Below are 23,499 nucleotides of genomic sequence, written 5' to 3'. Positions count from 1 at the left end.
TGTGAGTGGATGAAGCTTAATTAATGTCAAAACTTAGACGAGACTAGGGGTACTGTCATGAAAATGACGGGCAAAATGAAACGTCACTTCAGTTTGGTGGTTGAGAGCTGAGGTATAAAAAAGGGAAGCATTAGCTTCCCTTAATCATTTGTGTCTACAGGCTAAGTCTAATGGCTTAGCTGAAGATGCCTTTTATGGTGAAGAAGAACAGAATCGACAGTGCAGCACCAGCTGGCAAGGTGATGACCCAGGAAACAACAATGTTTCTGACCACACCCATGTTAATCGCTGCGATACCGCGGGCCATACCTACACCTAAAACCGCACCGACTAAGGTTTGTGTCGTAGATATTGGGAGGCCGGTACCCGATGCAATCACTACAGTTGAAGCTGCAGCAAGCTCTGCGGCAAAACCACGGCTCGGGGTTAGGTGAGTAATGTTCTTACCTATGGTCTGCATCACGCGCTTACCAAAGATGGCCAGACCCATAACAATACCTACGGCACCTAGTGGAAGGATCCACCATACGATAGCGGCCTCGCTACCGATCTCACCACCACTGTTGACCACTGAAACGACAGCCGCTAGTGGACCAATTGCGTTTGCTACATCGTTAGAGCCGTGAGCAAATGCCATGCAACAAGCTGTGACGACCATCAAGATGGCGAATACCTTCTCGACGTTGCCGAACTGAGTCTGGCGATCGGCCTGAGTGTCCATCTTCAGGCGTTTAATCGCTAACATACCGCCGATACCTACAATAACGGCAATACCCAAGGCTAATGCATAGGCCTCGGCAGTGCTGAAGTGTAGGCCGATATGCTTGAGGCCTTTCTGAATGGTCACCAGAGACATCATAAAGCCTGCCAGCGCCATATAGAAAGGTACGTAACGCTTAGCATTATCCAGTGGATTATCTGTATCGAAGATAAGTTTCTGCACGCTCTGGAATATCATGAAGGCGATAAAGCCGGATATTGCCGGAGTGACTACCCAGGAGCCCACGATACCAGCAACCTTGGCCCATTCTACAGCTTCTGTGCCCACACCTACCGCGGCAAAGCCAACGATGGCACCTATGATAGAGTGAGTGGTAGAGACAGGCCAACCGAGAGCGGATGCTGCTATTAACCAGATACCAGCGGCTAACAGCGCCGAGATCATACCGTAGACCAGTAGCTCTGGTGAGTCGACGAAGTAGGCCGAATCGATGATCCCTTTACGGATCGTACTCGTTACTTCACCACCCGCTAGATAAGCACCGGCAAATTCAAAAATCATCGCTATGATGATCGCTTGTTTAATCGTAATAGCGTTAGAACCAACCGAGGTTCCCATCGCATTGGCTACATCATTTGCGCCAATACCCCATGCCATTAAAAAACCAAAAGTAGCCGCAATTGCAATCAGCAATGGGCCATTGGTGACTAATACATCAACCATGTTGTTACCTTGATAACTTTGTTGTTAGACGCGAGCTAGCATAAGCTCTAAGCGGGAACCGACACGTTCGGCAAGATCTGCCAGGTCGCCGACCCATTCAATTATCTTATAGAGGAACATCACATCGATAGGGTTCATATCATTTTCGATAGCGAACAACTGACGACGGATCTTGATTTGAAGATCATCGGTATCCTCCTCGATTTTATCGAGTTTGGCGATCATCTTTGCGACTAAGTCAACTTCACGACCACGGAAACCGGTTTCTAACAGGTCGTCGAGTTCGTTGATTGCTTGTTTGGCCAGAACGACTGCATCGAGGCAGCGGGACAAATAAGCTTTGAAGGGGACTTGAATCTCTTGAGGGACAACTAACTGACGGCCTATGATACGACCTGAGATATCTTTTGCTTTGTTGGCGATCTTATCTTGCTGGGTCAGAAGTTCCAGAAGATCGGTTCGCTCAACGGGCATAAATAGACCACCGGGAAGTGTTAGGCGGATCTCACGTTTAAGAGAATCAGCTTCACGCTCCGTAGCACTGATCTGCTTACGTAGTACTATTGCCTCATCCCAATCTCCTGCAGCTGTTGCGTCGAAAAATGGGATAAGTATCGATGCACATTGGTGCACTTTGTCTATATGCTCTTGTAGAGGCTTAATTGGCGATTTTGCAAACACGCCCAAAATAGAGTTTACTGGCATTGCCGTGTACCTATTTAGGTTATTCCACTGTTGGAAAAAGCGGGCGCATGTTAACCCAAGCGACCGCGTATTGAAACTGTGATTTACATTAAAACTATCAGTTTTTATTCTAACGAGTTATATCTGAACTGGAAAGCGCAATCCTACGGATTGTTTGTGACAGTAATATTACATTTCACCTAGCAGATGAAATATTGATTAAATATTAATGAAATTTTGATGACAGCTTTTCCAGCGTCAAAAAAATACAGATCTAAACCTGACTACAGAGCGAGCAATTGGCGAATGAATGCCGAGATAGAACTAAAATTATTTTTCCAGTTAGAACAACAACAAACCCTGATTGTTCTGCTAGATAGTCTACCAGATAGTGAGCAGAAAGCCTGCCGATTTCTGTCTAATGGCTATTTCGATACCCCAGATCTACAGCTGCGACGTTGGGACATGGGTCTCAGGATTCGTGGCTGCGATGGTAAGCGTGAACAGACGATAAAAACAGCAGGAACAGTGGTAGGCGGGATTCATTCTCGACCGGAATACAATATTGATATAGATCAAGCCGAGCCCGATTTAAATTTATTTCCTGAAAATATATGGCCAGATGCGGCGAATATTACAGCAGTGCAATCTCAACTGACCTGTTTGTTCGATACGAATTTTGAGAGGCGAACTTGGCATATCTATGTGGATGAGAGCCTGGTGGAAGTCGCCTTAGATATTGGCGAAGTGAGCGTCACAAGAGAGGGTGAAACAAAATCTGAGCCGATTTGTGAGTTAGAATTCGAGTTAATGACAGGCAAGACCGGGGCGTTAATTGACTTAGGTATTAAGGTCGCCGAAACCATTCCCGTACGTTTAGGCAAGGCGAGTAAGGCTCAACGAGGTTACCGGTTAGCGGCTCAATCGAGTCCTTTGAGTCTGGAGGTGCTGGAGTTTATCGCCTTAGAACCAAACCAAGACCTCAAGCAGACACTTATTTCTCTTTTAAGCACTGGCCTGGAACGCTGGCAGCAACTAGAAGCCATGATATTAGAAACAGATGCCTATAGCCTGAAGCAAGTACCTATGCTTTGCTATCGTCTGCGCGCTTGTGTACGACTGCTTAGATGTACCTTAGAGCAGTTTAACTTGCTTAGCGATAGTCTTATCGCTAAGTTTGAATGTATAGAGGCTCACTTGGGCTTCGTCGAGACCGGACTAAGCCTGGCCGAAATATTGAGTCAGAATTGTCAGCTTATTGCCAGACAGCCAAAGAAGGCTAAATTAGCCGAGCAGGCCTTAAGATCACTGCAGCAGTTATCTATTTCGGGTCTTATACAGACGATGCTAACCGATACTTGTTATGGCAGCTTGCAACTTAGCTTAGTCGATCTCTTGTTCGCAATACGAGCAGGAGAGAGTCGTGTCAATTTTAACATTAATGTTAAAACGGGTCTTAAGACCTTTGCCGATCAGATGCAGGAAGCCTCCTGGCAGAAGATTTTAGCCTTGATGCCATCGGAAGCCGACTTGACCAGTCGAGAGTACCAGTCCTTCGCTCGTGCCTTGGATGACAGTATTTTCGTCGGCGTGGCTTATGGTGAGCTTTATACTAAGCAGAGCCGAGATGCATTCAGAGCCCCTTGGCAAGATTTGGTTTTAGGGATCAGAACCTTGGCCGCCTATCGACAGCTGGCTCAGATTAGTGAATCGCTGGATTTAGATATCTCGGATTGGCTGCAGAATAAAGAGGAGAGTCTGGTGTTTGCCATGGAGCACTCGAGGCGATCGGCACTGAGCAATCAGCCGTATTGGAGGTAAAAAGCTAAGATGACGCTGCGCTGGTGGAGCTGAGATGTCGCTGCGCTGGTGGAGCTGAGATGTCGCTGCGCTGGTGGAGCTGAGATGTCGCTGCGCTGGTGGAGCTGAGATGTCGCTGCGCTGGTGGAGCTGAGATGTCGCTGCGCTGGTGGAGCTGAGATGTCGCTGCGCTGGTGGAGCTGAGATGTCGCTGCGCTGGTGGAGCTGAGATGTCGCTGCGCTGGTGGAGCTGAGATGTCGCTGCGCTGGTGGAGCTAAGATGGTGCTTCGCTGGTGGAGCTGAGATGGTGCTTCGCTGGTGGAGCTGAGATGGTGCTGCGCTGGTGGGGCTAAGATGGCGCTGCGCTGGTGGATCTACGTCGGTTATTGTTCCCTACATAACCGACATTCCCACCATCCATGGCGGTCAGATTACGCTTCGCTGTAGTGTAGGACCGGCTTTAGCCGGGAACGGAATAATCGTAAACCTCGGGCTAAACCCCCATCCAGCAACAAGATCTGCTGCTTCACCTTTTCAAACAGGGCCTAGCCCGTCGAATAGGCGTAGCGATAGGCCAAAGGTCGTCATCTCAGCTTTTCAACCTAGCTCCTAGTTTCTAGCGCCTAGGGTCTATCCTTATCTTCCTTAATATCTTTTATCTCCTTATGCAGCAGAGTGATCTCTTGCATGAGTTGATCCTGGTTTTTTTCCATTCTATCTAAAGCCATCTTGAGCTCACACTTTATCTCTTCACTTTGAGTTTCAAGCTTCTCGGTTTCATCGGGAGCAATAAATATTGATGCCATATAACCGGAGATCACACCAAAAAAACTGACTCCACAGATAATGACAATGGCGCCAATAACATGTCCTACAGTCGTTACGGGGTAGAAGTCACCATAACCAACGGTTGAAATAGTCACTAATGCCCACCAAATTGCATTCTCAGCGGTGTGAATATTGGCATCGGGTGCGCCACTTTCTACAATCAGCATTAATACCGAAGAGATGGTTAAGATAGTGACCATAGCCACGAGTAAGCTGGCTAACGTTGCTTGCCTTCGTTGTTTTACTAAAGGAGCGATTAACGAGTGGGTCATTCGAATAAGTCGGATTACTCTTAGGATCTGAAATAAACGCGCTAGTCTTAGTGGTTCTATGGCAGGAATACTGGCGACTAAGTCTATCCAGTTGTGTTGCAGGTAAAGAAGTTTGTTGTCGGATTTGAAAAGGTTAACAAAGAAGTAACTCAGAAAAATCATGCAGATACTAAAGTCGATCATCAAGAGTAAGCGACGAGTTTCAGGTTCGGTCTTGGCGAAAGTGAGTACGAGTACTACGATGACCGATAAAAAAGACAGTACCATCATGGCTAGCTGAAAGGGGGTCGGGTGGGTTTCTGTCTCTGGAAACCAGCGGCTTATGTTAACCATAGAAGATTGTATCCATTCATCAGCCTACTTAAATGATAGACTTTTCTATTTGTATCTCACTGAGTGTACAAGTTTTTATCGCTAAAGTGGATGAGATCGTCGAGTACCCGTTTTTTTATTTCCAACTGGGACTCTGGAGAGAGGTTATATTTCTCGGCTAGCAGCACATAATCTTCAGGACTGAGAGACACGGTCAGGCGTGGACGTTTAGGTCGCTTAGTGACTGAGAGTCCTAAGATGGTGCGGATCTGATCCGAGGGGCTGAAGCCCGAGTCTAGTGCGGCTTTACGTATGGAGTACTGAAATTTTTCATCTAAGTCGAACGCCACCTGAGTCGCTTTCGCGGCTTTCTGGTTTTGTAACCATTGATCCGGGAGCGAGCTCTTTTTCTTAGTCATTCAGTATTACCTTAAAAATTAACCTTAACAATAAAATTGTTCTTAAAACTCAGTTCCTAGGTTCTAGAACCTAGGAACTGTAGAGCTTATTTCCCGGGCCAATAATCTCGAATATCGGCAAGCGGACGGTACAAGGTTAACATGACATCGGTATCGCCATCTGCATAGACTTCCACATTGACGGCATATTTCTCATCTTCGTCAAGTAGATGATAGGACTCGAATTCATCGCCTGTGGCACCATCGGCATCCTGTGGCGGCTTCTTACCTCGGTAATCTTCTCGGTGGAAGTAACCAAATTGAGCGAAATTGACCTGGTGGTATTCTTTGCCTAGCCACTGAGAAAACTCTGAAACTAACTCACTCGGTAACTTTAATGTGCTTAATTGTGCCTGCTCATCTTCTTCGAATATGGTCCCAAACTGGTCGAGATCGAAAATATGCTCAACTATAGAACGGTTGATCTTAATGGAAAAGGCCAGATAAGTTTCATCGTCTTCATCGAGAGACAAGAAAATTGTGTCATTTCCATGACCCTTGAGTGCCCATTCAGTCAGTTGTTTACGTTGGTATTCATAGGTACTGATGGATTCGACTCTTAGCTGCTGACCTCTGAGTTGTGGCGGCAGTGCGAAGCTATCATCCAGAGAGATCATATCTCCCTTGAGGAGCTTAGAGGGATGATCTAGCTGACGCTGGGGTGTCTCTTTTTTACCAAAAAGACCTTTTAAAAAACTCATCATCACTCCTGATTTTTAATATATTTTAAGCGGCTATTTCCCTAGTAAAATTCACTGGAAAAACTGCTTTGATAGTTAGCCTGCTAAATACTATTTGCGGCTTAAGACAAAAGAGCGCCTTTCTTTATGAAAAGAAAAGCGCTGTACTTTTAGTCAAGGCATGAGAGGCTAGTATCTAGCTTCATGTGAAATCTAATCGCGATTACTTACGAGCCTTGAGGCGGTCCAATACGGCATTCGCGTTGGACTTCTGCTCACCGATACCGGCTTCAGCTAACTTGGCATGCAGTGACTTATCGCTGTTTTCATCTTCTAAAGCTTCGGATGCTTTCAGGCGATCATCGAACTGCAGTTGACGAGCCTTGATACGCTCCAGCGAATCTTTAGCATTTAACAGCTTAGAGTTGCTGCCGGCGAAAGAGTTAGTTATCGACGCCGTGGCTTTCTGTACGCTCTCAGTGGTCTTTACCATAGTGAGTTGACGCTGGTAGTCGGTTAACTGACGTTCAGTCTTACGCACCAGGTCTTTAAGACGCGCGGCGTGAGAACTGAAGCTGTCGTTAGCAGACTGTTGCTCGGCTAGCTCTTGATCGAGTTGAGCTATCTTCTCGGCAACTTCTAATGCAAGTGTTTCATTTTCCTGCTGTAGAGCTTGAGTCGCAAAACCTTCATGCTCTGTGACTGAACGCTTTAAGCGGTCGATTTCACGGCTGGCTTGCATCTCTTTTGCCATAACATCAGTCAATTCACGCTTAGCTTTGGTTAGGTGCTTCTCTGCATCACGGATCTCCTGTTCGAAGATACGGGTTGAGTTTGCGTCGACTATGGTCTGACCAACTTCGGTGGCGCCGCCACGGAAAGCGGTTAAAATCTTGTTTAGTATGCCCATGATGTGGCTCCTTTAAATTTAGTTGTAAATATATAAAAATTACTTGAGGAAATCGCTCATCTCATCGATGACTTCCAGGCAGTTATCTGACAGAACTGAAAGTTCCTGTTCGATCTCCTGCATATCCGAGTGCACCGATAGCGCACCATAAACTACATACTTATCATCCACTTTTGCGAAAGATGATAATGGCATCGGGATGTTAAGTTCCAACATGGTCTCAAACATCGCCATGCGACTTTCCTGCTTGACTTCGTCTTCACCCCAAAGGTAACTAATACAGAGAACTTGGTTTTCTGTTACCGATACGAATACGGGTATCTCTTCACGACCAACGACATTGACCTGTAATACTTCGACTTCACCATCGATTGGGTAACAATCGAACTGGAGGCCAGTGTGACTCTTGTCACCAAGATCATTGAGGTGGTTAGCAATATTGTGGATATTCATATTTGTCCTCTTTGACATATTATGTCTGGGTTAAAGATAGCATTACGACATAATATGTCAAGTGCTATTTTTTAGAAAAATTATAAGTAAAAACTGAGCTGTCTTATTTATCATTCCATAATATTGAGACAGCTCGATGTTGATCTAGATTCTTGTTTCTGTAGCTGCTTGCCTGTGATAGCTATAGCGAGTCACTGGTCATCAGAATAGTGTCACTCCCTGATTTTCTCTCCAGGCCTGCTGATGGTACTGGTATAACTGCATCGAGCCAATTCTGTTGGCTTGAATCTTGTCTATATCTTGATAGAAGTTCCCTGGAAACTCGAAAGCGCCCTTGATAAGCCCAGGCGTCAGCCAGTCATCTGTTATCGACAGCTGTTCGATGTCACTCAGTCTTGCCTTGGCATTCTTGCCCGATGCAGTGGCTATACTCCAGCCCCATTCACCGAAACTCGGCACATTGTGGTGGTACTGGCTAACATCGAAGCCTGCAAGTGCTAAGGTTTTTCCGACAGAAATAAAGGCCTTAGGCGCATGGTAGGGGGATGTTGATTGTACTGTTAGAGCACCATCTGCACTCAAGAGTTCCTTTAGTTTCTTATAAAAAAGATCTGAGTATAGCTTATTGAGATCTGGATGGCTGGGGTCTGGTAGGTCGACTATGATGACATCATATTTCTCACCTTTCCTCAGTAGTTTATCTACGCCATTAAAGGCATCGTCTACCAAGACTTCGACCCTAGGATCGTTGAGGGCATCACCATTGAGCTTAAGCAAAGTTTGGCTTAATCGCTTTGGCATATCGGCGTCGTGAGAGGTGAACAGGGCCAGCAGATCTTTATCGAGATCCATCAGGGTGACGTGTTTAGGTTGCCACTTTAATACTTGTTTTAATCCTAACCCATCGCCGCCGCCTATGATCAAGACTCTATCGTGGCGAGCCGCCGCTTCCATGGTCGGATGGACCAGAAATGCATGATAAATATGCTCATCGATACTGGAGAACTGCAATCGTCCATTGATATACAAAGAATAAACAGGAGCTATGCCACTGCCTCTCAATCTCTCGGTAAAGGTGAGCTGCTGAAAACGGGTCGACTTAGCATAGATAACATTATCTTTATAGAGCAAGTTATTGAAGTTTTGCTCCCAGCCGGGACCGTGCCAAGCCAACAAGAGTAAGATACCCGATGCGATAAAATGGCCAACCAACAAAATCTTTACGAACTTGATTCGATCCCAGAAGCGCCAGATAAAGATAAAACCTGCCAATAAATTAAAGCTGGCTGTCAATGCCGCCGCAAGCTGAATATCTATGGCTAGCATAAAGGTCACCCAGATGGCGGCTCCTATACCCGCACCTACGTAGTCGGCGCCATAGATGGTGCCGGCATTGTGCATCAGGTGCTCATCACACAGAGATTGGCGCACGCGAGCGATGAGGGGGATCTCCATGCCGATCATCAAGCCGAGCACTACGCCCCAGAAGTAGGGGAGGTATTCACTCAGGTGCTGTAACAGGCCGATGAAGCCGCCTTCGGGGAGTTGATCCGGCGGTAAGCCTAATGTGCTGGCTATGATCAGGGGCAGTTGTTGTCCGAAGCCGATAACGGCGGCAGTGACCAATATGGCTAGTGAGCCACACAGGGCTACGCTGAGTTCGAGTACGGCAAAACCTGTGTAGGCACAGCGTATCTTTCTGGCGGCGAATGCACCTATGCCCATGGAGACGATCATCAGGCCAATCATGGTATAGATGGCGGCTTCTAATGCTCCAAGGATGCGACCTGCATAATGGGAGAGTAGATATTCGTAGATTAAACCACAGCCGGCGAGTACGGCCATGATGCCTAGCAGTAAGGTATCGTCAAACCAGCTGAGTTTTCTTTCTTGGTTTGACGAGCCGGTATTAAGCGCTTTTTCAGTCACTTGTATCTCTTGGATTAAGGAAAATAAAACGGCTAATCAGATGATTAACCGTATTTGTGGAGCAGATAACTAATTTAATACATCAAGCTGGTGAGAATGAGGGCCACGGCGACACTGATGGCCAACTCTACGGTAGCGATACCGACATTGTGTTGCTGTTCCACTTCTTGGGCTAAGTTGATGTTAGAAAGTACTAACTTCTTCACTATCTTAATCAAGACAGTGAGTGCCACTAACATGATCACCGAGAAGACTAGCCAACCTATGAGATTGGCTATGTAAGCCTGCGGGTTATAGATAATGAAGTGACTCGCGGCGTTGAAGCTCAGTGCCATGGCCAGCATATAACCGCTATGACGAATCGCCACGGCTTTATGGCCTTGAACTAAGGCATCTTGCATGGAAGAGTCTTGATTACGCTTGGCATATCTGTACTCACGAAAACGGGTCAGTAGCACCAGCATTAGCTGAGAGATAGCGAAGGCACTGAATATGGCGATAAAGGTATCGACAGTCAGATCTTCGGCCCAGATGAGTACCGAGCGGATGATAATCGCCGTGGCGATCGCGGCGCTGGCATCGACAATGGCAACTGAAATATTGCCTTTAAGGATTTGCTCACCCTTGTTGAACTCATTGAGTGCAATCTTATCGTGCAGATATCGACCTAGCTTAATCAGTACCAGACCAAATAGGCCGTAGGCACTCATGCCAATAGCTTCGGCAGCATAAGAGCTGGCAGCCTCTCCCGAGATGGCTCCTGTGAGTACGATACCCAAGCCCGCTATAGCGCCAGCAGTGCTGATACCGAAGGCAAAGTTATCTCTCTCTGCCAGTTCGACACGGCTATCGACCTTAGCAGTCCAGCCTTGTAGGTAACGCATCAAGGTGAGCAGAATAATGGCGATAGTCAGATCGATTACTAAGATGATCGCGAGATCTGTAGTTATGCCGAAGTTTTGAAATAATGTCATGTGAATTCCTTACCTATTTGCCTCGGCGTACACCGCGAGTCGTGCGACTGTTAGAATTGCGGAAGTTACTGTTCTTGGAGTAATTAGAACGAAACTTACTGCTACTTTTACTGCGAGTGCCTGTGGTGCTCGCCTTAGGTGTACTTGTGCTTTGCCTCGACAGGCTGGTTGAGCCTGAGCGTGACTTGGCATAGGGGCTATCGAACTTCTTCCCTTGTGAGTTGAATTGTTTCTTGGTGCGCTCGAAGGTCTTATTTTGTGCGCTGGCCTGTTTAGGTGAGGTGTATCGATATCGACCAACATCATTGTAATAGCTGTAGTTTCTTCTGCCAGACCAACGATCGAAACCGATAGGTCCACGCATCACATTGGAGAACATGGAATACATACCGTACCAAGCCCAGAAGGACGTGCCACTAGAACCTGTCTGCCAGCTGCCATAACCTGGGTTACCCACAAGTTGACTTCCGGCACCGAAATCATCGGCTCCGTTGGCCAAGGCTGAGGCCTCGCGGCTGATGGAGTTCACTCTGGCGAGTGCGCCATTAGACATGTCGGCGACCACATTGAGTGGGTCCGAGATCATATCGTTATATAGGCTAGAGTCGGCGGCATAATAGATATTCTCGGCTTCGGCTAACTGCTGATCGAGATCAACATAGTTACTGGCACTGCTGAGATCTTGATATCGACTCACCAGAGAGGTGTACATGGGGCCCTTGGTGGTCGCATCTTTGGCGAGCTCACCAAATAGTGGTGCCATGTCCGGATTCTGCCTTCCCATAATACTCGTGTACTGCTTGAGTAACATTGCATTACGGATCTGGCCGTCATTGAGCATCTGGCCCAAGGTATCGATTCTCTTGCCGGCTAATTGCTGAAATTGAGCAATCTTGTCGGGCCTGTCATCACCACAACCGACTAAGGTTAATAGCAATGTCAGGGTGAGAATACGCATAAGCATCGCTGCCATGTTCTCTCCATTATTATGTGGTGGTACTGAATTATATATTCTCAGAGCAAGATTTCACTACCCAAGATAGTGCTTGCTTAGGTTATAGTAACCTCTCAACTGAGATAATAAATAGTCGTTTTATCTAAGATATCAGTTAGCTGTTCATCTTAATGCAAGATGATGACTAATATATATCATTCGGGACATAAGCAGATCATTTAAGACATATCTATATCACCAAAGACATAATATGTCGACAGCCAAAATTGTTAAGGATTATTATTGCAATGGAAAATATCAGTAACAAGCCCTTGTCTGCCATTATTGTTAAAGTCGCAGATCGTTACTGGCAAAGGCTGAATGAAGTCTGGCCTCAGCTCCCTAGCGAACTTAACCAGCAGCAGAGCGACGAGCTTTATCGCATCATGGGGCTCAGTGATTTTATTGCAGAGCAATTATGTCGTCATCCGGATTGGATCTCTCCTCTTTTTAATGGGCAGCTCGACAGCCTGGAGCGTCAGGTCTTCGATAGAGAATTGCATGAACTGTTAGAGACCTGCGTCAATGAAGATGGAGTTAAAACTCATCTGCGACGTTATCGTAATCGACAGATGGTGCGTTTAGCTTGGCGTGATTTCTTCGGTTATGTCAGCCTCGAAGACTCATTATTAGATCTGTCGGCCTTGTCTGAAGCCTTGGTCATTGCCGGTCGAGACTGGCTATATAAAGATATGTGCAAGCAACTCGGCACCCCCTGTGATAGTGAAGGAAATCCTCAGCCTTTAATCGTGTTAGGCATGGGTAAGTTGGGGGGGCGTGAACTTAATTTCTCTTCCGATATCGATCTTATTTTTACCTTTCCTGAGCATGGTGAGACTCAGGGAGGACGTAGAAGCTTAGCTAATCAGCAGTTCTTCATTCGCATGGGCCAACGCCTGGTCAATCTGCTACACCAGGTTACCGTCGATGGTTTCGTCTATCGCGTCGATATGCGCCTGCGCCCCTATGGCGAGAGCGGTCCGCTAGTGGTGAGTTTCAGTGGTCTTGAGGATTATTACCAGGAGCAGGGGCGGGATTGGGAAAGATATGCCATGGTCAAGGCTAGGGCACTTGGTCCCTGGACGGCATATTCAGATGAGCTCCACTCCATGTTAAGGCCTTTCGTCTACCGTCGTTATATCGATTTCTCAGCTATCGAATCCCTGCGTAAGATGAAGCAACTTATTACTCAGGAAGTGAGACGCAGACAGCTCACCGACAATATCAAGTTAGGCGCAGGTGGCATTCGAGAGGTTGAGTTTGTTATTCAGAGTTTTCAACTGATCCGTGGAGGTCGTGAGCCTTCATTGCGTCAGCAGAGTTTGTTTGCGGCGATAGATACCCTATACAGCTTAGGTCAACTCGAGTATTTGGTGGTGGATGAGCTCAAGCAGAGTTATCTGTTGTTAAGGCGTGTCGAGAACCTGCTCCAGGCTATAGGGGATAAGCAGACTCAAACCTTGCCGGATAATGGCTTGGATTGGTATCGGTTATGTCATGCTATGGGTATGGCTTCGGAAGCCGAGCTCAGGACTCATATCGAGTCGGCCATGAGTAAGATCCATCGTCATTTTAATGATACCGTTGGCGGGAATGAGCAAGATGAGATCACCGATCTTTGGACTCAAGATCTTTGGAATGTCCAGGAAGACGATCATGCTCAAAGTTTGATCAGTGAACAAGCCATAGATGATCCCGACCTCTGGCCATTGCTTAAGCAATGGCGTGAAACCATAGCAAAGCGTAGCATAGGACCCCGTGGACGAGATACCTTAGACAAGCTTATGCCTTGGCTATTGCGTGAATTTACTCATTTAGCCTCTCCATCCAAGGCCTTTGAGTCAGTGTCTAAGGTGCTGGATCAGATTTTAACTCGCACAACCTATCTCGAACTCCTCTATGAGAATCCTGGGGCCAGACAACAATTGGTGAGTCTCTGTCAGGCGAGTCCCTGGATTGCTCAGCAGTTGTCTAAGTTTCCCATGTTGCTCGATGAGCTTATCGATCCGACTCAGCTATATGACACCACTTCTCTCGATGATTATGGCAGTGAATTGAGGCAATATTTACTGCGTGTCCCTGAGGAGGATATGGAGCAGCAGATGGAGGTTCTGAGGCAATTTAAGCTATCACAGCAGTTAAAAATAGCTGCGGCTGATGTCACTGGAGTCTTACCTGTGAGCGAGGTGAGCGATCATTTGACCTTACTTGCCGAGGCTGTTATCGATCAGGTCGTTACTCAAGCCTGGCTGCAAGTAACGAGCCGTCACGGCGTTCCTAGTCACCTGGAAGGCGGCGATATGGGGTTTGCCGTCATTGGTTATGGAAAAGCGGGTGGGCTAGAGCTTGGGTATGGATCGGATCTCGATCTGGTGTTTCTACATAACTACTCCCGTGAGCGATATCCAGAGCATAGCGAGACTGATGGCGATAGACCCATAGACATTGGACATTTCTATCTCAAGCTCGCTCAGCGGATCTTGCACCTGTTCTCCACCCGCACTACATCCGGCGAACTCTATGAAGTGGACATGCGTCTACGTCCATCTGGTGCTTCTGGTTTGCTAGTAAGTGAAATTGAGAACTTTGGTCAGTATCAGAAAGAGGAAGCCTGGACCTGGGAGCATCAAGCCTTGGTTAGAGCGAGGTTTATGTTCGGTGAAAATGAGTTGTCGAGTCGTTTTAGTCAGATAAGATCTCAGGTTATCGAACAGAATCGAGATAAACATGCCTTAGCCACAGATGTGAGGGAGATGCGACTCAAGATGCGTGAACACCTTTTAAAAGTCGATACCGGGATGTTCGATCTTAAGCAGAGTGAAGGGGGGATCGCCGATATAGAATTTCTCGCTCAATACCTGGTGCTTGCCTATGCACATGAACACGATGAGCTGTCTACCTGGTCTGATAATGTGAGGATTTTTGAAACCTTAGGTGAGCTCGAACTCTTGCCTCTCATCGATGTTCAGTTACTCATTCAAGCCTACTTCTTTCTTCGTGATGAGAGTCATAGGCTGGCCTTACAGCATCTTCCTGCGCAGATACTCGACACTAAAGCTGATGAACATGCCCAAAGGGTGATGGATATCTATCGAAGGGTATTGCAATAATGCTCATTCATTTAAATTGGCTGAAATTTATCATGTTTCGACTTCGCATTTTGCCATGCAGCTTGTCTAAATTAACGTGAATTTTAATAGTCACGTGTGCTAATAGTCTGAAAAATAGGTAGTAAATAACTGGCCTGCTCTATGCATCCAAGTTGAATTGTATACTCTTCAACTTGAGGTGAACGATGAAACTTGATCTCATATATCCATGGATTCTCCTGCTAACTCGATGGGTTAGCAGATTCTTCTCACCGTTATTCTCTGACAGACATCATTTCTCTAAACTCATTTCGAAACTCTTTTTCCGAGAAGGTGACAAGGTCACTCATTTGAGTGGTTTTCTGGTGCTTATTACTTGTCTGCTGGTAGTGCAGCAGGCGAAAGCGGCGCAGCAAGAGACTGAGGATTTGTTCGCAGGTTTCCCTGAAACTGAGTTGATCATCATAGATTCAGCGGTTCATGAGCCTTACATGCTTTATCAAGCGCTAAACGCCAAATTTAAGCAGCATCTAGGTCAGAACAATAAAACTAAAATTGTCTTCCTCAAGCCAGAACTGGAGCCATTGCAACAGATAAGAAACGCGATTAAAGACACCTCTGATTTATCTCAGCTGTCTATTATCTCCCATGCATCTAATGGTGCGATTTTCCTTGCGGGTAAATGGATAGATAAGGGTTATATTAATCAGCATGAAGCTATGATGAGTGAGATAGGATCTAGCCTGAAAAAGGGAGCGGATCTTAAGTTATATGGTTGTAATCTAGCGTCGGGTGTATCGGGTAAAAGTTTCGTTAACAGGGTGGCCGAGTTAACTCAATTGGATGTGGCCGCCTCTACCGATACCACTGGTGGAGTTAAACAGGGCCATAACTGGGAGCTTGAGTATCGGGTGGGAGACATAGATTCTCGGTCGGTTTTTTTTGAAGCGCTGCCAACTTCTTACTCATCCACACTGAATCACTTTCGTTACGGCACCATGGCGGTCGAGCCTATAGCGGGGGAGAGTGGCAAGGTTCGCCTCAAGGTGCAGATTGGCTACACTTTAGATCACTACATTATGACTAAGTTGGTTAACTCCTCAGTGGGTACGGTAAATTGTCAGATGAATTATCTGGCTGGTTTTTCATGGGGAGACGGTCAAGGTCAAGCTAACATTTGTGTGCAACTGCTTTCGAAAGACAGTGCAACCAATGACGCGCTTGTCGAGGTGGTGAGTATAGGCTCGAATGGCTATGAGCCGGGTTTAGTACATAAATATCAAGCCGATGGTGATTATATTCTCTCTTGGAATTCCTACGCCAGAAGCCCTGCCATGAGCCAGAACAATTCATACTGGCGCGCAGAAGCGACGACCTCTGTCGTAAATGGTGAAATTACCAATGCCTCACCGGTAACCGCCGTATCGGCTCTGGTGTATGTCAGAGACGATCACCCATTTACCATGCAAATATCTGGGGTGGATCAAAATGGCGATAAAATTCGATATCGTTGGGGTAAGAAAAAAGAGTTTTACTCGGGTAATAGTAATGTAGAGGTTGAAAAACCTACTGGGATGCAGCTTTCTCCCGAAGGACTCATTACCTGGGATCTGGCTGGGGATCTAGCTAATGGGGATTTGATTACCTATACCGACAATGCTAATCCCAGCACTGTAACGAGTAATCGTTGGCAAGCTGCCATTGTCCTGGAAGATCTGGATATTAATGGCGTGGTAAAGTCTAAGGCGCCTCTGGATTTCGTGTTTATCATCAGTGATCCAGATAATGCTTCTCCAGGTTTCAATCCCGGCCCAGAGATCACCGCAACCCAATATATCCAGTTACATCAAACAACCACTTTTACTATCACGGCTACTGATGTCGACGAGAATGGCGATCCCGATGTCCCCACTATAAGTGTGTTAAACCCGCCCTCGACAGATCCTGCGATATGGAGCACCAGCATCATAAGCCAAGACTCTGTGACCGGGACTAGCGTGATTGAAGTGACATTCATTCCTTCCGATGACATGTTAGGTAAGGCATATGTGGTGATCTTTAGTGCCAAAGATAGCAATGGCATCACCTCCGAGGCTTCAGTTAACTTAGTTATCGTCAATGAGGCACCGATTGCACAGGATGACTCGGCCTTAACCCAACAAGGCCAGATGGTGATAGTCGATGTGTTGGCGAATGATTCAGACCCCGATGGGGATCCCTTAACCATTACCCAATTCAATGCTCCGAATGGCACAGTAGTGCTCAATGGTGATAACACCATCTCATATACGCCGGACGCGAGTTTTAGTGGTTTGGAAATCATCTCCTATGTCATTTCTGACGGTATAGGCTCTGTGGCGAGTGCCAATATCTTAGTCACGGTTAATGGCAACCCCATTGCGCAAGATGACCTTTTCACTATAAATGAAGATACAAGCTCAGTGTTCGATGTGCTGGCGAACGATAGTGAGCCTGATGGTGACGCGTTAAATATGACACTCACAACTCCAAGCCATGGACAGCTAAGCCTGGTTAATAACATAGTGACCTATACACCAAATGCGCAGTTTTATGGCACAGATTCATTCAGCTATACCATTAGTGATGGGATCGGTGGCAGCGATACAGCAAACGTGACCGTGACTGTGGTGAGCGTTAATGATCTGCCTGTCGCGAGTAATGACTCTGCTGAACTAGATGAAGATCAGAGCATTTCAATTTCAGTTCTGACAAATGATAGCGATCCTGAAAATGATCCACTTTCCGTGACGACTCATCAGTCACTACATGGGACGACGTCGGTCAATTCTAACCAGAGCCTAACCTACGCCCCAGCATTAAATTACTTTGGCCAAGATCAGATCACTTACAGTATTAGTGATGGCAATGGCGGCGAGTCAACGGCTACTGTGGCTATCACGGTCAGACCCGTCAATGATGCGCCTACTGCTAATGATGATTCTGCAGCACTTGCAGAGGATACAAGTGTGCTCTTGACGCCTCTTAGCAATGATGTGGACGTAGAGGGGGATCTTCTCTCTTATATTTCCGTTGTGGCATCGAGTGGCCAGGTGACGGTGAATCCGGATATGAGTGTACTTTACACTCCGACAGAGAATTACCAGGGCAGTGTGCAGATAAATTACCTTATTTCTGACCCTTCAGGCCTTCAATCTGCCGCTGTGATTTCGATTAGTGTTACTGAGGTTAACGATGCACCTAAGGCTAATGCAGATACGGCAACAGTAGATGAAGACGCTACGCTCACATATGCAGTGCTAGATAACGATATAGATATAGAAAATCATCCTCTAACGGTTTCAGTTGCTCAGCCTAGCCATGGTCAAGCCAGTGTCGAGGCGAATGGCAGTATCACCTATGTACCCGATCCCGATTTCAATGGCAGTGATAGCTTAATCTACACCATAGACGATGGTCATGGCGGGCAAGACTCGGCCTTGTTTAACGTGATGGTGAATGGTGTCAATGATGCGCCGATTGCGGTCGATGACAGTGCGACTCTCAATGAAGATGCGAATGTTACTGTCCCTGTGCTAGCCAATGACAGTGATATTGATGGCGATAGCCTGACGGTAACCGTGCAACCAGCGGCCAATGGTGTGGCATCCGTAACTGCGCTAGGTCTGGTGCAGTATACGCCGAACGCGCATTTCAATGGGGCCGACAGTCTCACTTACACCATTAGCGATGGTAATGGCGCCAGCGCCAGCGCCGTACTCTCTATTTTGGTGAGCAGTGTTAATGATCACCCCATTGCGATCAATGATGCGGTGAGTCTCGATGAAGACACCAGTGTGACGATCCAGGTGCTGGAAAATGACAGCGATCTGGACAAGGACCTGCTGGTGGTCACGGCTCAATCTCCTAGCCATGGTGATGTCACTGTAGGGCTAGATGGCAATATTAGTTACACGCCAGTGCAGGACTTCAATGGCATCGACAGTCTGACTTATTCAATCGATGATGGTCATGGAGGCACGGCTCAAGCTCAGTTAACCATCACCATTAATGCCATCAACGATCAACCTGTGGCGGTGGATGATTATGCCTATGTCACCGAGGATGGCTCAGTGACTTTCTCAGTGCTGAGTAATGACAGCGATGTGGATAACGATGGGTTAACAGTGACCCTAGACACCGCCAGTCACGGCAGCACAGTCAATCATAATGATGGCAGCGTCAGCTACACGCCGGATGCCAATTTCAATGGCAGCGACAGCGTGCAATATAGCGTGAGTGATGGCCAAGGCGGTGCAGCGCAGGCGGTTATTTACCTCAATGTCACAGCGGTCAACGATGCTCCCGTGGCCGAGGCCGACCTTATCAGCATGGAGGAAGATACGTCGTTTAAGTTTGACTTGCTGCTCAATGACACAGATGTCGAGTTTGCCCTCAATCCGGCGAGTACTGTGTTGGTTGACCAGCCACAGCACATGAGTGCCAGTGTGGAAAATGGTGTGGTGACCTTAACCCCTAATGCCGACTTTAACGGCAGCGATAGCCTGACTTATCGAGTATCCGATGGTGACGGTGCAGTGTCTAACACAGTTGCAGTGACTATAGTGGTGGCTGCGGTGAACGATGCACCCAGGCCTGAACCCGATTTTGCCAGTGTCGATGAAGACATCATCTTAGACATTGAAGTGTTGGCCAATGACTTAGATATCGATGATAGCGGTGATTCATCTCTGGATATTCATTCGGTGGTGATAGTACAGGCGCCGCTTCATGGTCAGCTGACCCATGTTGACGGTGTGCTAAGTTACCTGCCTGATGGTAACTATGTCGGTCCAGATAGTTTCAGCTATACCGTGGCGGATTTGATGGGGGCAGTTAGTGAAGCCACTCTGGTTACCTTAAACGTGCAAGGCATCAATGATGCACCAATTGCCGAAATGGATAGCCTGACAGCCGATGAAGACCAGAGCATAAGCTTCAATGTGACGGCGAATGACACCGACATAGACTCACAGATAGTGCCCGAGTCGGTGAGTGTATTTAGCGGCCCAACTCATGGCGTGGTGAGTATTTCAGTAACGGGAGAGGTCACTTACACGCCAAATGCCGATTATTTTGGCGATGACAGCTTCAGCTACACAGTCAAGGACAGTGAAGGTGCCGTGTCCTTGCCTGGTACTGTGAGTGTGAGCATAGCTTCTATCAACGATGCCCCCAGGTTGCAGGATGATATCGCTCAACTCATGGAAGATGGCGTCAATGACATCAATGTGATGGGTAACGACACAGATATCGACGGTGGGTTAGTTTTAGCTAGCTTGATGGTGACGGTTATGCCAGAGCACGGCGCAGTCACAATATTGCCGGGGGGATTGTTAAGATACACTCCTGACGATAACTATTATGGACCGGACAGCTTTAGTTACTCGATTAACGATAATGATGGCGTGACGAGTGAAGCTAATGTTCAGATCAGCATAGATAGCATCAACGATCATCCCTTGGCCCAAGATTATGAGGCTGTGCTGGATGAAGATAGCCAGATAACACTTTATATCTTGACCAATGACACCGACTTAGATGGAGTCTTGGATGTAAACAGTGTGGTCATCATGAGTTCGCCTGCTTCAGGAATATTGGAAGTCAATTCTGATGGCAGCGTGCTCTATATACCAGATGCTAACTTCAACGGCAGTGATAGTTTTAGCTACCAAGTCAGCGATGATGCGGGTGATAGCTCTGAAACTGCATTGGTCAGTTTAGACGTAACCCCAGTCAATGATGCACCGCAAATTTCGGGTAGTGCACCTGAAACTCTCCTCGAGGGTGACCCTTACCAATTCACTCCCACTAGCTTAGATATAGACAATGATACTTTGGCCTTCACTATCACAGGCTTACCCTCATGGGCTAGTTTCGATCCTCTCACCGGCACCTTGAGTGGCGTTCCTGCTTATGAAGATGTCGGTAGCTATGGTCCTATGGTTATTTCAGTGTCGGATGGGGTCATAGAGGTTGAGTTGGAGGCATTTTATATCCAAGTTGAAGTGCTTGATTCAGATGGTGATGGTATCCCGGATGTCATCGAAATTGAATTAGGTTTAGATCCATTCGATGCCACCGATGCCGGGCAAGATGCCGATGGCGATGGCCTAAGTAATTTGGATGAATGGCTAGCCGGAAGTAATCTCTATGTTGACGATGTCGCGCCTGAGCTTATTATTCCTGATGATATCTGGATCGATGCCACTGGCTTATTTACTGGTGTGAGCATAGGGCAAGCCCAAGCTTATGATTATGTCGATGGCGTAAGGCAGACTTGCTGTGAAGACTTAAGTCACACCATGGTAAGTGACCTGCCTCAGCTAAAGCCCGGAACTCACCAGGTGACATGGACCGCAGTCGATGCTGCCGGTAATGTCAGTGAGTTGGTTCAAAATATCTTTGTGCGTCCACTTATCTCTCTACCTCAAGATCAAATCGTTGCCCAGGGTAACCTAGTCTCAGTTTCTGTTTATCTTAACGGACTCTCTCCTGAGTATCCTCTATCGGTAGCTTACAGTGTGGCAGGCAGTGCGGTTGAGGGACTGCACCATGATCTCACTAGCACTATGGTGACATTCGAATCAGGCCAAGTCGTGGCGACGATTGAGTTTACCGCCCTGGATATGGAACAGGAGACGCTGCAGGACGAGGTGGTGTCCATTCATCTGGATGATCAATTAAATCTTGGCAGTAAGAAAGAGCACTATGTCACGATTACCTTAGATAACTTGGCACCAGAAATACAACTCTCCTCTTATCAATATGAAGAGCAGCGTACCTGGGTGGCAAAAGTTGATGGTGCCGTTGAAATTCAGGCCAATTATACCGATCCCAATAGCCTCAATAGTCATACGTTGGATTGGAGTTTGACAGACAGTGAACTTCAGGATGTTCAACTCTTTGAAGAGAAAGGTGTTATACAAAAAATATCCCCATCAGGAGTTAGTGGGATGAAGTTAGAAACTTGGTTGTTTGATCCCAGTGGCTTAGCTGAGGGGGTCTATACGGTGAGAGTCACAGTAACCGATGATGGCAAGCCTAATTTAAGTCACTTCAATGAGTTAAGGATTCGAGTGTCGGAGCTCTTACCTTTGTTGACTCAGGCTGATTCCGATGGAGATGGCATTGCTGATATTGAGGAGGGCTTAGGTGACTCAGACGGTGATGGTATCCCAGATTACTTAGATCCTATCGCGGCCGCAAACGTGCTACCCGAGAGAATCGTCAACACTGAATCTTATCTGGTGGAGTGTGAGTCAGGGGTAGGCTGCCGTTTAGGTCAATATGCTATGTCTGGTGTGTATATGGGAGCCCAAGTAGCAGGCTCAGATATTCACGCTAACCTGCAAGGCATCATGCCAGGTGATTTTGTCGATGTTGGCGGCGTATTTAACATAGAGGCACTCGATTTATCCGAGCAGAACCAGGCCGTCAATATCGTTATTCCACAGCGTAACTCAATTCCTGAACATGCAGGCTATCGTCATTTTATTCATGATAAAGGTTGGTTTACTTTTGAAACAAATGCCGATAACCAACTCATGTCGGCGCCAGGGGCCGCAGGTTATTGTCCACCGCCGGGGTCGGATGAGTATTCTGAGGGGCTTAATCAAGGGGATTGGTGTTTACAGCTGGTCATTCAGGATGGCGGTATCAATGACGCCGATGAAGTTGTGAATGGGGCGGTAAACATTACCGGCTGCTTAATTCAAGAGGAGCTAGATCAGCCAGGCAGCGAAACTGTCGAGGTGGAAATTTTAACTGAGGGAGGTGGTTCCTCATCTGGAGCGAGTATGCAAATCTTTATCTTGTCCCTATTGGCCGTTATTGCCTTCTTCAGAAATGGACCGTTGAGAAGCCGCTGGTTTAGAAACGGACTATTGAAAAATAGGCAGCTTAGGAATATAAGCCATAGACGCCAAGTTCATCGTTTATCTGTACTCCTGACTATAATTTTGCTTTCACTGACGGCCCAGGTCAAAGCCGACGTTGCTCCACAAGTGATGTCTGAAGATGTAAGCCTGACGGGCTTCTTTATTTCTGGACTCTTCGCGCGGGCTCAGAGCTCGGACAACACGGGGGACATCAATCAATCTCTGGTGGATGCAGGATTAAATGCTCAAGTGATTGAGCTTGATGAATCGACTTCTGGCTGGAAGCTCGGTGCCGGCTATGCCTTTACACCAAGTTGGTCTGTGGCTTTGGAATATATCGACTTAGGAGAGGTGAGCGTGAGGATAAAAGGAGTGACGGATGATCCAGAGACTTTTTATGCCACGGCTAGCCAGTTTTATCCGGACTCTGTCAAGGGACTAGGATTGAACCTAGGGTACCGCTATCAATTTATCGCTGATGTGAGCGCCTTACTTCATCTGGGTTTGTTTCATTGGCAAGCAGATTACACCTCTTATGATATCGATTCTCTGCAGGTAGTGACCAGCGAAGATGATGGCTACTCAGTCTATGGGGGGCTAGGTGTTGAGTATGCATTAACGAAAAATATCCGTTTCTCAGTACAGTGGAGTCATTTTAGCTTAGATGAGCAGAGTCGTGACTTGATTGGTGTCGGAGTACAGTATCTGTTTTAATTTGTGTTGAGTATTTTGAAGTCAATGACCTTCAAATTGAGATTCTGGCTGGTTCATCG

The 23,499-nt window shown here is 46.9% G+C and carries 13 protein-coding genes; 3 read left to right on the top strand and 10 right to left on the bottom strand.

Annotation, left to right across the window (positions count from 1 at the left end; translation table 11 throughout):
- Positions 1-175: 175 nt before the first annotated feature.
- Positions 176-1,444: an inorganic phosphate transporter gene (locus FM037_RS23880; RefSeq protein WP_144048062.1), complete on the bottom strand. Its 1,269-nt coding sequence runs from the start codon at positions 1,442-1,444 to the stop codon at positions 176-178.
- 24 nt (positions 1,445-1,468) lie between these two features.
- The gene (locus FM037_RS23875) at positions 1,469-2,149 is read right to left on the bottom strand and encodes a TIGR00153 family protein (RefSeq protein WP_144048061.1); all 681 of its coding nucleotides are present in this window, start codon (positions 2,147-2,149) and stop codon (positions 1,469-1,471) included.
- 285 nt (positions 2,150-2,434) lie between these two features.
- Between FM037_RS23875 and FM037_RS23870 the strand changes: the two genes are divergently transcribed.
- A complete protein-coding gene (locus FM037_RS23870; protein WP_144049108.1) occupies positions 2,435-3,949 on the top strand; it encodes a CYTH domain-containing protein in 1,515 nt (504 codons plus the stop codon).
- 603 nt (positions 3,950-4,552) lie between these two features.
- Here FM037_RS23870 and FM037_RS23865 read toward each other — a convergent pair.
- The 8 genes from FM037_RS23865 to FM037_RS23830 form a co-directional block, all read right to left on the bottom strand.
- The gene (locus FM037_RS23865; protein WP_142871329.1) at positions 4,553-5,362 is read right to left on the bottom strand and encodes an ion transporter; all 810 of its coding nucleotides are present in this window, start codon (positions 5,360-5,362) and stop codon (positions 4,553-4,555) included.
- A gap of 56 nt (positions 5,363-5,418) precedes the next feature.
- The gene (locus FM037_RS23860; protein WP_144048060.1) at positions 5,419-5,760 is read right to left on the bottom strand and encodes a hypothetical protein; all 342 of its coding nucleotides are present in this window, start codon (positions 5,758-5,760) and stop codon (positions 5,419-5,421) included.
- Between the two features lie 86 nt (positions 5,761-5,846).
- On the bottom strand, positions 5,847-6,500 hold the full coding sequence (locus FM037_RS23855) for a DUF4178 domain-containing protein (protein ID WP_144049107.1): 654 nt from the start codon (positions 6,498-6,500) through the stop codon (positions 5,847-5,849).
- 202 nt (positions 6,501-6,702) lie between these two features.
- Entirely contained in the window at positions 6,703-7,389 is a 687-nt protein-coding gene (locus FM037_RS23850) for a PspA/IM30 family protein (RefSeq protein ID WP_144048059.1), read from the bottom strand.
- A 39-nt stretch (positions 7,390-7,428) separates the two neighbouring features.
- Positions 7,429-7,842: a YjfI family protein gene (locus FM037_RS23845; protein ID WP_144048058.1), complete on the bottom strand. Its 414-nt coding sequence runs from the start codon at positions 7,840-7,842 to the stop codon at positions 7,429-7,431.
- Positions 7,843-8,043: 201 nt separating this feature from the next.
- Complete coding sequence (locus FM037_RS23840) at positions 8,044-9,771, bottom strand: polyamine aminopropyltransferase (RefSeq protein WP_144048057.1); 1,728 nt, start codon at positions 9,769-9,771, stop codon at positions 8,044-8,046.
- 74 nt (positions 9,772-9,845) lie between these two features.
- Positions 9,846-10,745 (bottom strand): DUF350 domain-containing protein, encoded by a 900-nt coding sequence (locus tag FM037_RS23835; protein ID WP_144048056.1) that lies wholly within the window; start codon positions 10,743-10,745, stop codon positions 9,846-9,848.
- Positions 10,746-10,758: 13 nt separating this feature from the next.
- Positions 10,759-11,718: a hypothetical protein gene (locus FM037_RS23830; RefSeq protein WP_144048055.1), complete on the bottom strand. Its 960-nt coding sequence runs from the start codon at positions 11,716-11,718 to the stop codon at positions 10,759-10,761.
- Positions 11,719-11,987: 269 nt separating this feature from the next.
- On the opposite strand from FM037_RS23830, the gene glnE reads away from it, so the two are divergent.
- Complete coding sequence (gene glnE, locus FM037_RS23825) at positions 11,988-14,849, top strand: bifunctional [glutamate--ammonia ligase]-adenylyl-L-tyrosine phosphorylase/[glutamate--ammonia-ligase] adenylyltransferase (RefSeq protein ID WP_152829662.1); 2,862 nt, start codon at positions 11,988-11,990, stop codon at positions 14,847-14,849.
- 329 nt (positions 14,850-15,178) lie between these two features.
- The gene (locus FM037_RS23820; protein ID WP_185976894.1) at positions 15,179-23,440 is read left to right on the top strand and encodes an Ig-like domain-containing protein; all 8,262 of its coding nucleotides are present in this window, start codon (positions 15,179-15,181) and stop codon (positions 23,438-23,440) included.
- Positions 23,441-23,499 lie beyond the last annotated feature (59 nt).

The organism is Shewanella psychropiezotolerans (assembly GCF_007197555.1).
GTDB lineage: Bacteria > Pseudomonadota > Gammaproteobacteria > Enterobacterales > Shewanellaceae > Shewanella > Shewanella psychropiezotolerans.
Note: the sequence above shows the minus strand (reverse complement) of the source record. Positions and strands in the feature narration are given on the sequence as shown.